This window comes from Bacillus thuringiensis (genome assembly GCF_001182785.1).
GTDB lineage: Bacteria > Bacillota > Bacilli > Bacillales > Bacillaceae_G > Bacillus_A > Bacillus_A thuringiensis_S.
The window spans coordinates 4462996-4476367 of sequence record NZ_CP012099.1; the positions used below are offsets into that span (position 1 = coordinate 4462996).

The following is a 13372-nucleotide window of genomic DNA, read 5'->3' on the forward strand; positions in this document are numbered from 1 at the left end:
TGTATCACCTCCTTGTGAGTATAGAGTGTGATAAACAACATGACTTCATACATGTTTTAGATATGGTAATTTATGGTTTTAGAAAAGTTCTTCGAATTTTTCTTCTTCCGCCACTACTTCAACCGTTTGTAATACCATTGTTTCTTTGTTCGCTACAGCTTCTTCAATTAATGGTGTGAAATCGTATTTCGCTTCAAATCGATTTGCTTTTTCACGCTTCGGTTTCGTCGCTGGACTAGCTGGTGTGAATACTGTACAGCAATCTTCGTATGGACGAATTGAAATATCATACGTGCCGATTTCTTCAGCAATTTTAATAATTTCTAATTTATCCATCGTAATAAGCGGACGAATAACTGGGTAGTTTGTTACTTCGTTAATCGTATGCATGCTATCTAATGTTTGGCTTGCTACTTGTCCAAGACTTTCACCAGTTGTGATTGCAAGTGCGTTACGCTCCTCAGCAATCTGCTCTGTAATACGCATCATCATACGGCGCATAACCGTCATTGAATAGCTAGATGGGATTTCTTTATTAATCGTTTTTTGCACTTCTGTAAACGGAACAAGGTGAAGCGTTACACGTTTACAGTATTTCGTTAACTCTTGTGCTAAATCGATTACTTTTTGTTTTGCACGCTCACTTGTGAAAGGTGGGCTATGGAAGTGAACTGCTTCCACAGATACGCCGCGTTTCATCGTTAAGTACGCTGCTACTGGGCTATCAATACCACCAGAAAGAAGTACCATTACTTTTCCGCCAACGCCAACTGGTAAACCGCCAGCTCCCATATGCTCACCACACATAATATAGCTGTAACCACTGCGAATTTCTACACGTACATTCACATCTGGATTATGGACGTCTACTGTGATATCCTCTGTATTTTCTAAAATATGCCCACCAATTTCTGGAAGCAACTCCATCGTCTTCATTGGGAAGCGCTTATCAGAACGGTGCACTGTAATTTTAAATGTTTTCACATCATCTTTTACTTGTAAGAAAGCTGCTAATGCACCTTTTTTAATATCTTCTAATTCTGATGGTACTTTCATCGCTAAGTTAAACTTATGAATACCAAATACGTCTTTCAATCTTTCAGAGATTGCTTCATGATCTTCACCATTTAACTGGATGTACATACGGTCATGCGTTGCATCAATTTTAATATTTGGAAACTTTTTCAGTTTGAACTTCACGTTATCTTTTAATGTGCTTACAAATTTAGAACGGTTTTTACCTTTTGTCGTCATTTCTCCGTAACGCACTAAAATATATTCATATGTCATCATATTTCTTTACCTCATCACTTCATATAATTTTGGCATCGTCTCTTTTACAATACCTTCAAATTGTTTTACTTCTTCCATCGTGTTGTCTGGTGCCAAACTAATACGAATAGCGCTTGCAGCTGCTGCATGCGGCACTCCCATTGACACTAACACTCTGCTCACTTCATTTGCTTTTGAAGAACAGGCAGACTTCGTCGATACATATACACCGTGCTCTTCTAAAGCATGAACGACTACTTCTGGTTTTAAACCAACAAATGATACATTTAAAATGTGCGGTGCTGCATATGCAAGCGATGTATTAATCGTCACATCTTCCATCTCTTTAAAGAAGCTGACAAGCTCTGCTTGTAAACTTTGCAAATGAGCTACCTTTTCTTTCACTTGTTCCATTGTCATGCGAAGTGCTTTCACCATCGCTACAATGCCAGGTAAATTCTCTGTACCAGAGCGATACTTAAGCTCTTGTTGACCACCTGATAAAATCGGATCTAATCTTACGCCATCACGTATATAAAGAAGACCCGTTCCTTTTACACTGTGGAATTTATGTCCAGATATTGAGCAAAGATCAATATGAGAAGCATATAAATCAAGCGGTACTTTTCCTATCCCTTGTACATGATCTACATGGAATCTTATTTTCGGATGATTCGATAATAACGTTCCAATTTCAGCAACGGGCTGAATTGCTCCAGTTTCGTTGTTCACATGAATAATTGATACAAGAATCGTATCTTCACGAAGTGCTCGTTTTACATCCTCTACCGATACAACACCATGCTCGTTAACCGGTAAATATGTTACATCAAATCCGAGTTCTTCTAATTGCTTATATGCCTCAAACACAGACGCGTGTTCAATATTTGTTGTAATGATATGTTTGCCGCGCGAACGATTCCTCATTGCTATCCCTTTAATCGCAAGGTTGTTCCCTTCCGTTCCACCTGATGTGAAAATAATTTCAGAAGGTTTAACGTGAAGAAGCTGCGCTGCAATCGTTCTTGATTGTGTTAATAGACGCTCTGCCTCTCCTCCAAGCGAATGAATAGAAGAAGGATTACCAAAATATTTCCCAGCAACCGTCACGTACGATTGAAGAGCTTCTGGATATGGCTTCGTCGTCGCACTATTATCAAAATAGATCATCGTTCTTCCCCTTTCAGCGCTATCACATCATATAATCATATCATAAATACGTGTCATTACGCTAAGACTACGCAAAGGTTCCGTTTTATCCCGATTAGTGAAGAATAATAATTAGTGAGATCCCCCCCACTGATTACAGTTTCACTTTACCCCGCATTAACGGGCAGTAAGACTCTCACCTCAAAGTTCAACTAGAGCAAAGAAGTTAGGTGGGAGATCAACTGCCCGTAAATGCCCGATTGGTTCAACTAGTAATCAGTAGGGATGAATCCCCCCACTGATTACAGTTTCACTTTATTTTGAAACGAATAACCTTACTGTATTCCGCTATTCATTATAGCAACATCGCCTGCAAAATTACACAAAAAAACAAACCCTTTTATGAAAGGGTTTGTTCATTGTCTACATATTCAGCTATTTTTTGAACAACACCAGGTTCAAGTTGCTCTAGTACAGAAGCGGCTTGTTCTAAAGCTGCATCGTATTGATATTCACGGAATAATTTCTCCGCATAATTTAAGCTTTCTGCAAGGCTTTCATCATGACTGCGGTAACGGTTACCGTATTGAATTAATTTTTCAACTAAATACGCTTGTCCAATTAACTCTTCTGTCATTTCAGCTACACCGTTCACAGTTGTGTATGCTTCTTCTAAACTGCTATTTACAGCGTTCATATTTAACGGCTTCACTTCTAATTGTTCATATACAGCTTGCATTGCCATTTGCCCTCTTTTTAAATCTTCCATAATACTCTCTGGAAGACCTGGCAAATTCGACTTTTGCATAAAGCGTTTCGTTTCGAAAATAGTATTTCGCATTTCTTGTAACTTCTCACGCGCTTCAAATTCTTCTTTACGCATCGTTTGCAGCATTTCTTTATATTCTGCATGAAGTACTTTTAACGTTTCACATTGCTCATAAACCTCTTCTAGTTCCTCACGAATAATAGAGAAGGCAATATCTTGTTCAGCAACGCGTAATTGTAGCATTTCAAAACGTTTCGTTAAAATGTGCATTTGCTTTTCAATTACTTTTTGAGATTCAATATCCTTATCTTGCAATTGATAGCTTTGTTTCACAAGTTGTGTTTCTGTTTTCGTTTCAATCGTTTCGATACGTATTTCTTCTAAGTCTTCATAAACAGAAAGTGTTTTTTGCTCCACATAATGTCTCGCATGTACCTCTTGCTCAAGTTGATCATAGAAACCATCTAAACGAGTTTTTAAGTCTTCCACTTTTTCAGCCGCTTCTGTTATATGAAGCTCCTGTATATCCATTAAACATGTGTTTAGTTGTGTCGTCATATCGCGAACTTCTTTAGGGATTTCCAAATACTCTAATACATAACCTTGTCTTACCATATCATTATGTCCGTGTAATAAATCTTCCAGTTGAACTGGTAGCGTCGCTTGACACTCTACTAATAAATCTGGAATTTGGTGAATAATGATTTCTAAACTTGCTAAACCTTCTTCTAAACTAATAACAATTTCTCTCGCTTTTAAGTAGTCACCATTATCTGTTGCTTCTTCAAAGCTTTTAAATTTATTAGATTCAGCATCTAGCATCTCTTCGATTTTCTGCTCTGCTGCTCCATACATATGTCTATGAGCAAGAACACTCTTTTTCATACTACGATATGTATCACGTAACCCTTCAATTTCCGAGCTATTTTTCTCATGGCTTTCTAACAATTGCTGTAATTCATTTAAAACACCTGTAATACGATTATCAGCGTCATCTAAACCACTTATGGATTCGTTCATCGCATGCTTTGCTTTTCGGAAGGAGAATTGCGAGGCGAATTTTCGCGCTTGCGCTAAATCTTTGTCAGCTTTCGGAAGGGTTGTTGATACAATTTCATCCCATTCTTCACGCCATTTACCAAACAGTTCTTCTGTTTGACCCGTCATGTTTAAATCTTTTACCCGTTTTAGTTCATCTGCCACAGGTTTATCTTTTATCTCTTGTTTCCACTGCTCTAGTGCTTCAATATCTTTATATGAACGATTTCTTATCACAAGCTCTATCATGAGCAGCACTAGAATAGAGCTTACTACAATGATAACGATCGTCAGGATAGAATCCATGCAAAAAAGCCTCCTAGTTATATCTCTTTTTTTGTCCGTTCCGTTTATGAAATGGAAGGCATTATGTATAAAAAGGGAATTCCCCTATATTTAACAACTAACAATGTACTAATCATACCATGTAATGGCTTGTTTTTGACCTAGTTTTTTTTAAAATTTCATGTTTCTTTCAATGAGATTGTAATCTTTCTCAATATTCCGCCTACCTCACTACCTATCCTCAAATGATTGTAATAACAAACAATCTTTCGTATGAGATACGAAATAAATTTTCCGCATGAGTGGTGGTTCAACAGAAATTACATATACATTCCCCTGCCTTACAGACTGCTCTACTGCCCTTTCTGGAAGTAACGTGATACCAAGGCCAGCTTTTACCATTGTAAGCATCGGTTCTGCGTAAGATGTTTCCACAGCTATAGTTGGTTTTACACCTATCTCATGAAACATGTTCATAATCATTTTCCTTACATCGCATATTTCTGGATATACAATTAATTTTTCATTTTGCAGCTCTTCTATTTGAATGACTTTCTTCTCTTTATACGGATGATTATTTGAAACGACACAAACAATTTTCTCTTGTTGCACTTCTTTTATATACGTAGCACCTTCTACTACTGAATCGATGAACATCGCTTCAATCTCCCGCGCTTTAAATAAATCTCTTAATACTTCCGTATGTCCGATTTGCCACTCTACTTCGAACTCATCACCTAACACATCTTTACATTCTAATATGTAATGCTCCGCTAAACTCGGTAGTATACCAATTGAAAACTTTCGGTTCTCTTGATACCCCCTCATTTCTGTTTTTGCTTCATTTATTTGTTCCAAAATCGGTACCATTCTTTTTATAAATAACTCTCCTGCCTCCGTTAACTCCACTCCTTGCGCAGAACGCTTAAGTAAAGTAACCTCTAAATCCGCTTCTAACTTTTGAATTTGTTTACTAAGCGCTGGTTGAGATATATGTAAAATCTTACTTGCCTTTGATAAACTTCGCGTATGCTTCACTTCGATAAACGATCGTACTGCCTCCAAATCCATCGTACACACCTCTAACAAAAAGTTATAACCGTTATAAGAAATCGATATTTCCTCCTATAAACAATTACTCTTTATACTTATTTCATCAACTTACTATAACGAAATGTAAAGGGGAAAGATACTCTTGAACAAAAAACAAATGCTAATCGGATCCTTTCTATGCTTACTCGCCGTCACTGCCTGGGGATTTATGTTTCCTGTAATGGCAAATGCCCTGCAATTTATCGATCCGTTCTTCTTCACAACGATTCGCTATGGATCAGCAGCTATTATTTTTCTTATTTTGCTATTAATTACTGAAGGGAAGACTTCACTCCGCTTAGAAAAAAGAACACTTTCTCTGTTCTTTTACGGGACAGTCGGTTTCGCAGGATATGGTTTTCTCGTTTTCTACGGACAACAGCTTGCTGGACCTTCCGGAGCAATTCATGCAGCTATGATTCAGTCCCTTATGCCTCTAATCGCCTTATCACTGCAATGGATAACGAAAAATCGTCGCCCTCAAAACTACACATTTCTTTGTATGTTCGTTGCATTACTCGGTGTTATGCTTGTCATTTCAAAAGGAAATATTCACTTATTATTTGGAGCTGCAAGTCACTTATCGACAAATATATTAATGCTATGCGGTGTTACTTGCTGGGTCATTTATACAAACGGGGGTGCTCGTTTTCAATCTTGGTCACCACTTCGATATACGACATTAACTTGTTTATTTGGCTCCATTTCACTCATCGTTATTGTTACTTTCTTAACGTACACAAATATAGTTACTATGCCGTCACTGCGTACAGTTGTTAGCGTTCGTTTTGAGCTCCTTTATATGTCGATTATCGCAGGAGTTATCGCTGTATTTTGCTGGAATATGGGAAATCGCTATATTTCATCTATTAACGGCATATTATTTATGAATTTAGTCCCTATCCTTGCACTGATTGGTTCTATCTTTCGAGGTTATACAGTCGATAAAATCGAAATTGCTGGAGCTGCATTAACAATTATCGCGCTATTATGTAACAATTTATGGCAAAGAAAAGTAAACATAAAAATCCCCACCTCAGTTCGTTAGGTGGGGATTCTTCACATATGAACAGCTCTTGGCCATTCATGGTACATATTTGCTTTACATAATGCTTGTTCCATCCATTGCTCAATCTCTTTCGTGTATATTTCTATGAAAAATGTCTCAGACGGGAAAGAATGCAGTACTTCTGATATATATTGTGGATATAAAAACGGCATATTTATCATGCCTTTTAATTGCGTCATAAACATTGTAAATGATACTTTCTGAAATTCTTGTTTCATTTGTCCTTGTCTAATAACTTGCTCTATATAATATCTTTCTTTAGAAAAATAAACGGTCATCACTTCACGAATTAATGTCGTATCAAGCGAAAGCTCTCGGTAGAAGAAACGTGTTAGTTCTCTATTTTCAAATTGATATCGTAACATCCCACGCACCATTTGCACCATCACATCTTTAGCCGACAAATACTCTCTCTGTTCAAACGAAATTTCAATCACATGAATATACCCTTCTAAAAAATCGGTAATAAGCTGTTCTAATAAACCTTGCTTCCCAGCAAAATAATATGAAATATTCGCTACATTCACATCCGCTCGCTTTGCAATGTCTCGCACCGACGTTCCATCATAACCTTTCGTATTAAACAACGATATTGCCGCATCAATTACTTTTTGTTTCGTCTGCTTCATGCGCTCACTTCCTCTCAATGAACAGCTATAGTTTAAATTTCTTGACTTTTAAGACAAATTCCTTTAATTTTCTATCGACAAAGTCATGTGAAATACATCGTATTTTGCTAATATTTTACACATCTCGATAAAAAAGGAGCTGTTTCCATGTTTACTAAAGAAAGTTATGCAGGATCTCGCGTGCAGCAATATGAGACAGTAATTAAACAACTGGATGCGTTATTAACTGGCGAATCAAACGTAGTCGCAAACTTATCAAATGCATCCGCATTATTAAACCAATTTTTAGATCGCGTTAATTGGGTTGGCTTTTACGTAACAGAAGGAAATCAGCTTGTCCTTGGACCGTTCCAAGGAATGCCTGCTTGCGTACGCATTCCATTTGGACGAGGCGTTTGCGGCGTAGCAGCTGAAACGAAAACAACGCAGCTTGTAGCGGACGTTCACCAATTCCCAGGTCACATCGCTTGCGATAGTGCTTCTAATTCAGAAATCGTTGTACCGATTGTGAAAGAAGGAGCTGTCATTGGTGTACTTGACATTGATAGTCCTGAAAAGAATCGTTTTGATGAAGTAGATCAGCGCTATTTAGAAAAGTTTGTGGAAACACTCCTAAAACATATGTAAAAAGAAAAGAGTGAGTTATCGATTTAGTACGTCCTGTACAAAACCGATAGCTCACTCTTTTTTTATTGATTAACAGTAGATATTTTCTTTAATGCCTGCTCTAAATCAGAAACGATATCCTCCCACGATTCTAAACCAACTGATAAGCGTATTAAATTATCGAAAATGCCCATTTCTTTTCTTAGTTCAGCCGGAATCGCAGCGTGCGTCATCGTTGCTGGATGCTGAATTAACGTTTCTGTATCTCCTAAACTCACCGCAATTGTAATAAAGTGCAGATCATTAATAAATGCTTGCGTCTCTTCTTTTCCACCTTTTACTGAAAAAGAAATAACGCCGCCCCCGCGTTTCATTTGACGAGATGCTAACTCCCCTTCTGGATACCAAACACCTTCTACCGCATCATGTTTTCTTAAGAACGATACAATTTTTTCTGCATTATCACAATGACGATCCATTCTTACCGCTAACGTCTTTAATCCGCGTAATAATAACCACGCATCAAACGGCGCCATAATGCCGCCGATATCTTTTCGCATCGGGCGAATTTTTTCAGCTAACGCTTTCGTTTTACAAATCGTTACACCCGCCACAACGTCGCCATGACCACCAATATATTTTGTCGCACTATGCACAACAGCGTCACAGCCAAGCTCAAGCGGTCTTTGTAAATAAGGTGAACAAAACGTATTATCAACAATGACAAGTAAACCATTTTGCTTCGCAACCTGAATAACTTGTTTTAAATCGATTAATTTCATTGTTGGATTAATCGGTGTTTCAACGAAAATAAGCTTTGTATTTGGACGAATTTTATTTTCAATATCAACCTCTGTCTCCATCTCACAAAACGAATGCGTAATCATAAATTTTTCTTCTAACACTTCTAAAAAACCGTACGTACACCCATATAATCCATTTGAACAAATAATATGATCTCCAGCCTTTAAAAAACCGATTAAAGTTGCTGAAATAGCTGCCATACCAGATCCGAAGGCAAGTGCTTCTTCTCCTCCTTCTAACACCGCCATACGTTCTTCAAATAATTTCACAGTCGGATTTCCAAGCCTTGAGTAAATATAAGATGGATCCAATCCTGCAAAACTCGCCTCTCCTTGCTGCGCAGTCTCAAATGTAAACGTAGAGGTTTGAAATAAAGGTGGTGTTAAACTTCCTTTATGTTCCTCAGGTGTATAACCGTGATGAATTAACGCTGTCTCCATATGCTTCTTTTTCATAAAAACATCCCCTTTATGTTTTTATTACCGCATATTCACCAGTAAAAAACTGATGAACGTTTTTACTACATTTTATGTAAGCGTTTTATTTGTGTTTCTATCTCTTCTTTTATATTGTTTTAAATTCCTTCTTATATTAATTTCCAAAATTTATATGCATAAAACAAAAACGTACTCACTTGACGAAACTCTGGGTAAAAGATATAATAGCGTTTGTGTAAAATAAAAAGGCAGCCTTGTAATGTGAGTTTATCGTTTGTATTTTGTTCCTCTACGGAGGTGTATCTCGTAACTCCCTGCTGCTGGAGCGAAGGTACATGAAAACAAAATGCCCGTAAATATCGATTACGTCTGTTTTTATTTTACGTAAATAAAAACATTTTTAAAGGAGGAGTCAACTATGGCTCGTTATACAGGTCCAGCTTGGAAACTGTCTCGTCGTCTTGGAATCTCTCTAAGCGGCACAGGAAAAGAATTAGAAAAACGCCCTTACGCACCAGGTCCTCACGGTCCTAACCAACGTAAGAAACTTTCAGAATACGGTTTACAATTACAAGAGAAACAAAAACTTCGTCACATGTACGGCATGACTGAGCGTCAATTCCGTCGCACATTTGACCAAGCAGGTAAAATGCCTGGTAAGCACGGCGAAAACTTCATGATCCTTCTTGAAGCTCGTCTTGACAACTTAGTTTACCGTATGGGCTTAGCTCGCACTCGTCGTGCAGCTCGCCAATTAGTAAACCACGGTCACATCATGGTTGATGGCGCTCGCGTAGATATCCCATCTTACCGTGTAAAACCTAACCAAACTATCAGCGTTCGCGAAAAATCTAACAGCCTTGTTGTTGTTAAAGAAGCGATCGAAGTTAACAACTTCGTACCAGAATACTTAACTTTCGATGCTGACAAATTAGAAGCTACTTACACTCGCCACGCTGAGCGTGCTGAGTTACCAGCTGAAATCAACGAAGCATTAATCGTAGAGTTCTACTCTCGTTAATGACAAAAAGCCAATCCTGTGGATTGGCTTTTTTCAATTCCCCATTATTTTTTATATCCTACATAACATAAAAATCCCAATACCCTATACTCCCATCTAAAACAAAAAGAATAACCTCCCTGTTTCCATAAAGAACTCTGTTATATTATGAATTTTCACGGAATAACAATAATATTAAAGATTTTTAAACTTTATAACGAGGAGACATTGATATGGAATTCAGAAATGACATAAACAAAATAGCTAACCAAATTTTAGAACGAACAGAGTACATAACTAATGAAGAAATGACCAAGCAATCATTAATTATTCCTTTTCTTCAAAAACTAGGTTATGACGTTTTTAATCCTTTAGAAGTTAGACCTGAGTATGTTGCAGACTTCGGAACTAAGAAGGGAGAAAAAGTCGATTATGCGGTTTTTAAAAATGGAGTTCCAATTATTTTAATCGAGGCAAAATCTGTAACAGAAAATCTCCTTAAACACGATGCGCAACTATCTAGATATTTCAATGCCTTACCTGATATCAAAGTAGGGGTACTAACTAATGGTGTAGAATACAAGTTTTATACTGATTTAACAAATGACAATGTGATGGATGAAAAACCTTTCTTCACATTCAGTATGGATAATTTAACGAATTTAGATATTGAAACGATTGAAACTTTTACAAAAGAAAATTTTGAAGCTGAAGAAATCGTAAAATATGCTGAAGAGCTTATTTATATGACCAATTTAAACTCTACAATTAAAGAACTATTTAAAAATCCTTCAGATGACTTCCTTCGTTTTCTAATTAGAGACTTTAGCTCAACTAGAATTACAAATAACGTTTTAGAGCGATTCCGACCAATCGTTAAAAAAGCAATTAATCGAACACTATTAGAAATAATCAGTGATGGTTTAACACCAAAAGAAACAAAAACATCGGAGAAAATAGAAACAAGCCTAGTTGCAGCTGCTTCTACCGAAATAATTGAAGACATTAATAAAGACGACAAAGCAGATAGAGTTTTCACTACAGAAAATGAACTAACCGCATTTAACATTGTTAAAGAGATTTTAACTGAGAATCAAAGAGATATCAGTAACCTCAAATATAAAGATACTATTAGTTATTTTTGTATCATGAATCGTGTAATTACAAAATGGTTTATACGTCTCTTCCTTGATGGCGATGCAAAATCCTTAGTTGTAAGACTCGATTTAGAAGCTACTAAACAGCTATGCCCTAATTTTGTGGTTGAACAAGCCCCAAAATCACAGGGAGTGAGTAGAATTTTTATTGATAACGTTAATGACTTAAAAGATCTGGAAGCACTTATTACTTCGTGCTATGATCAAATTTTAGCTAATGTTTAAAAGAGAAAAATGTACGCTCTTTTTCCAACAACCTGACAAAAAGCCAATCCAATGGATTGGCTTTTGAAGTTTATATATAAAATAAAGTTATTTATTTTCCTCTTTTTGAACATATACATAAGCATCTTTCTGCTCTTTATGTATATCAACCTTCGAATTCTCTGCAAGTTGACCCGCATTTAGCAAAGAAAAAATAATCAACGCTTCTAGTGACATTTCGTTTTACCACTCCTTTCTAATTGTTATACGTTTATCATACCGCTTACATGTGATTTCCGTATGAACTCGAAAAGGAGATTAAAACAAAAAAGCTTTGAGGAAATTCCTCAAAGCTTTTTATTTATTAGTAACGAATTAAGAAATATTTCTTCTTACCGCGGCGAATGATTGTGAATTTACCTTCGATGCGGTCGTTTTCTGTTACAACGTAGTCTAATGCTTGTGTACGCTCACCGTTTACGTAGATTGCGCCGTTCGTTACATCTTCACGTGCTTGACGTTTTGATGGAGAGATTTTGCTTTCTACAAGTAAGTCGATTAATACTGTATCTTCTGCAGTACGTTCTACAGATGGTACGTCTTTGAATCCTTGTTCGATTTCGCTTGCAGTTAGTTCTGCTACAGAACCGCTAAATAATGCAGCTGAAATTTTAATCGCTTGCTCTAATGCTTCTTCGCCGTGAACAAGTTTTGTCATTTCAGAACCTAATGCTTTTTGTGCTGCACGTTTTTCTGGTGCTTCAGCTACTTGCTTTTCAAGCTCAAGAATTTCTTCATGAGATAAGAATGTGAAGTATTTTAAGTATTTAACAACGTCGCGGTCATCTGTGTTAATCCAGAATTGGTAGAACTCGTAAGGAGTTGTTTTCTCTGGGTCTAACCAAATTGCGCCGCCTTCTGTTTTACCAAACTTCGTACCGTCAGATTTCGTAACTAGTGGAATTGTTAAACCGAATGCTTTCGCATCTTCTTCTGATTTACGGATTAATTCCAGACCAGCTGTAATGTTACCCCATTGGTCACTACCACCGATTTGCAAGCGGCAATTATGGTTTTGGTATAAGTTTAAGAAGTCGTATGATTGTAAAATCATGTAACTAAACTCAGTGAATGAAATACCAGTATCTAAACGAGATGCTACTGTATCTTTTGCTAACATATAGTTTAAACCGAAGTTTTTACCGATATCACGTAAGAATGAAATAACATCTAAGTTACCAAGCCAATCATAGTTATTAGCCATCGTTGCTGGGTTGTCCACGTTTTCGAACTCTAAGAAGTTTGAAAGTTGGTTTTTAATGCTTTCTGTGTAGTAAGCAACTGTATCTTTCGTGTTTAATGTACGCTCTGCTTTTTTACCACTTGGGTCACCGATCATACCAGTACCACCGCCAACAAGTGCGATTGGTTGGTGACCAGCTAATTGGAAACGACGTAACATTAATACTGGTAACATATGACCGATGTGTAAGCTATCCGCTGTCGGGTCGAAACCACAGTATAATTTAACGCTTTCTTTTTCTAATAATTGCTCAAGGCCCTCAGCATCTGTTTGCTGATTAATTAGACCGCGAAATTCAAGATCTTGTAAAATACCCATATCCTACATACTCTCCTTTAAGTTCATTACTGGCGTGAAGGTTGAAAACATAAAAAAATCGCCCCTTCAAATAAGGGACGATTTTGATTATCGCGTTACCACCCTAGTTGCAGGCAAAAAAGCCTACCACCTTATTTACATAACGGCTTAGCACCGTCTTTTCCCTTTTGAATACAATTCAATCGAAAAAAGATGCTCTAGGGGCGTAATTCGCGATCATCTATGTGCTGATTTGCACCG

The 13372-nt window shown here is 37.1% G+C and carries 12 protein-coding genes and 1 other annotated feature (1 of these 13 cut by a window edge); of the genes, 4 read left to right on the forward strand and 8 right to left on the reverse strand.

What is annotated here, in order from left to right:
* Positions 1-78: 78 nt before the first annotated feature.
* The 4 genes from thiI to AC241_RS23030 all read right to left on the reverse strand — a co-directional run bounded on the left by thiI (position 79) and on the right by AC241_RS23030 (position 5584).
* The gene (thiI, locus tag AC241_RS23015; protein ID WP_016080068.1) at positions 79-1293 is read right to left on the reverse strand and encodes a tRNA uracil 4-sulfurtransferase ThiI; all 1215 of its coding nucleotides are present in this window, start codon (positions 1291-1293) and stop codon (positions 79-81) included.
* A 6-nt stretch (positions 1294-1299) separates the two neighbouring features.
* Positions 1300-2442, reverse strand: a complete 1143-nt coding sequence (locus AC241_RS23020) for a cysteine desulfurase family protein (RefSeq protein WP_000638976.1) — start codon at positions 2440-2442, stop codon at positions 1300-1302.
* Positions 2443-2821: 379 nt separating this feature from the next.
* Positions 2822-4534: a septation ring formation regulator EzrA gene (gene ezrA, locus AC241_RS23025; RefSeq protein ID WP_016080067.1), complete on the reverse strand. Its 1713-nt coding sequence runs from the start codon at positions 4532-4534 to the stop codon at positions 2822-2824.
* A gap of 210 nt (positions 4535-4744) precedes the next feature.
* Entirely contained in the window at positions 4745-5584 is an 840-nt protein-coding gene (locus tag AC241_RS23030) for a LysR family transcriptional regulator (protein ID WP_048563689.1), read from the reverse strand.
* A gap of 124 nt (positions 5585-5708) precedes the next feature.
* Here AC241_RS23030 and AC241_RS23035 point away from each other — a divergent pair, with 124 nt between their 5' ends.
* Positions 5709-6653 carry a DMT family transporter gene (locus AC241_RS23035; protein ID WP_029443416.1) on the forward strand — a complete coding sequence of 315 codons (945 nt, stop codon included), beginning with the start codon at positions 5709-5711 and terminating at the stop codon, positions 6651-6653.
* An 11-nt stretch (positions 6654-6664) separates the two neighbouring features.
* On the opposite strand, the gene refZ is transcribed toward AC241_RS23035, so the two are convergent.
* Entirely contained in the window at positions 6665-7303 is a 639-nt protein-coding gene (gene refZ, locus AC241_RS23040; RefSeq protein WP_050844582.1) for a forespore capture DNA-binding protein RefZ, read from the reverse strand.
* Between the two features lie 147 nt (positions 7304-7450).
* Between refZ and AC241_RS23045 the strand changes: the two genes are divergently transcribed.
* Positions 7451-7930 (forward strand): GAF domain-containing protein, encoded by a 480-nt coding sequence (locus AC241_RS23045; RefSeq protein WP_000494340.1) that lies wholly within the window; start codon positions 7451-7453, stop codon positions 7928-7930.
* A gap of 62 nt (positions 7931-7992) precedes the next feature.
* Here the strand turns inward: AC241_RS23045 and megL are convergent, their stop codons facing one another.
* Positions 7993-9168 carry a methionine gamma-lyase gene (megL, locus tag AC241_RS23050; protein WP_029443417.1) on the reverse strand — a complete coding sequence of 392 codons (1176 nt, stop codon included), beginning with the start codon at positions 9166-9168 and terminating at the stop codon, positions 7993-7995.
* 400 nt (positions 9169-9568) lie between these two features.
* On the opposite strand from megL, the gene rpsD reads away from it, so the two are divergent.
* Both rpsD and AC241_RS23060 read left to right on the forward strand, forming a co-directional pair.
* Positions 9569-10171, forward strand: a complete 603-nt coding sequence (rpsD, locus tag AC241_RS23055; protein WP_000135320.1) for a 30S ribosomal protein S4 — start codon at positions 9569-9571, stop codon at positions 10169-10171.
* Positions 10172-10383: 212 nt separating this feature from the next.
* The gene (locus AC241_RS23060) at positions 10384-11532 is read left to right on the forward strand and encodes a type I restriction endonuclease (RefSeq protein WP_050844583.1); all 1149 of its coding nucleotides are present in this window, start codon (positions 10384-10386) and stop codon (positions 11530-11532) included.
* An 87-nt stretch (positions 11533-11619) separates the two neighbouring features.
* On the opposite strand, the gene AC241_RS23065 is transcribed toward AC241_RS23060, so the two are convergent.
* Together AC241_RS23065 and tyrS are read right to left on the reverse strand one after the other, a co-directional pair.
* The gene (locus AC241_RS23065; protein WP_000050940.1) at positions 11620-11748 is read right to left on the reverse strand and encodes a hypothetical protein; all 129 of its coding nucleotides are present in this window, start codon (positions 11746-11748) and stop codon (positions 11620-11622) included.
* A 127-nt stretch (positions 11749-11875) separates the two neighbouring features.
* Positions 11876-13132: a tyrosine--tRNA ligase gene (gene tyrS / locus AC241_RS23070; RefSeq protein WP_000512075.1), complete on the reverse strand. Its 1257-nt coding sequence runs from the start codon at positions 13130-13132 to the stop codon at positions 11876-11878.
* Positions 13133-13202: 70 nt separating this feature from the next.
* Positions 13203-13372, reverse strand: a binding site (T-box leader) (it continues 58 nt past the right edge of the window).

Coding starts and splice junctions, on each gene's coding strand:
- thiI (WP_016080068.1), bottom strand. CDS start 1,293: ATGATGACATATGAATATATTTTAGTGCGTTACGGAGAAATGACGACA.
- AC241_RS23020 (WP_000638976.1), bottom strand. CDS start 2,442: ATGATCTATTTTGATAATAGTGCGACGACGAAGCCATATCCAGAAGCT.
- ezrA (WP_016080067.1), bottom strand. CDS start 4,534: ATGGATTCTATCCTGACGATCGTTATCATTGTAGTAAGCTCTATTCTA.
- AC241_RS23030 (WP_048563689.1), bottom strand. CDS start 5,584: ATGGATTTGGAGGCAGTACGATCGTTTATCGAAGTGAAGCATACGCGA.
- refZ (WP_050844582.1), bottom strand. CDS start 7,303: ATGAAGCAGACGAAACAAAAAGTAATTGATGCGGCAATATCGTTGTTT.
- AC241_RS23045 (WP_000494340.1), top strand. CDS start 7,451: ATGTTTACTAAAGAAAGTTATGCAGGATCTCGCGTGCAGCAATATGAG.
- megL (WP_029443417.1), bottom strand. CDS start 9,168: ATGAAAAAGAAGCATATGGAGACAGCGTTAATTCATCACGGTTATACA.
- rpsD (WP_000135320.1), top strand. CDS start 9,569: ATGGCTCGTTATACAGGTCCAGCTTGGAAACTGTCTCGTCGTCTTGGA.
- AC241_RS23060 (WP_050844583.1), top strand. CDS start 10,384: ATGGAATTCAGAAATGACATAAACAAAATAGCTAACCAAATTTTAGAA.
- AC241_RS23065 (WP_000050940.1), bottom strand. CDS start 11,748: ATGTCACTAGAAGCGTTGATTATTTTTTCTTTGCTAAATGCGGGTCAA.
- tyrS (WP_000512075.1), bottom strand. CDS start 13,132: ATGGGTATTTTACAAGATCTTGAATTTCGCGGTCTAATTAATCAGCAA.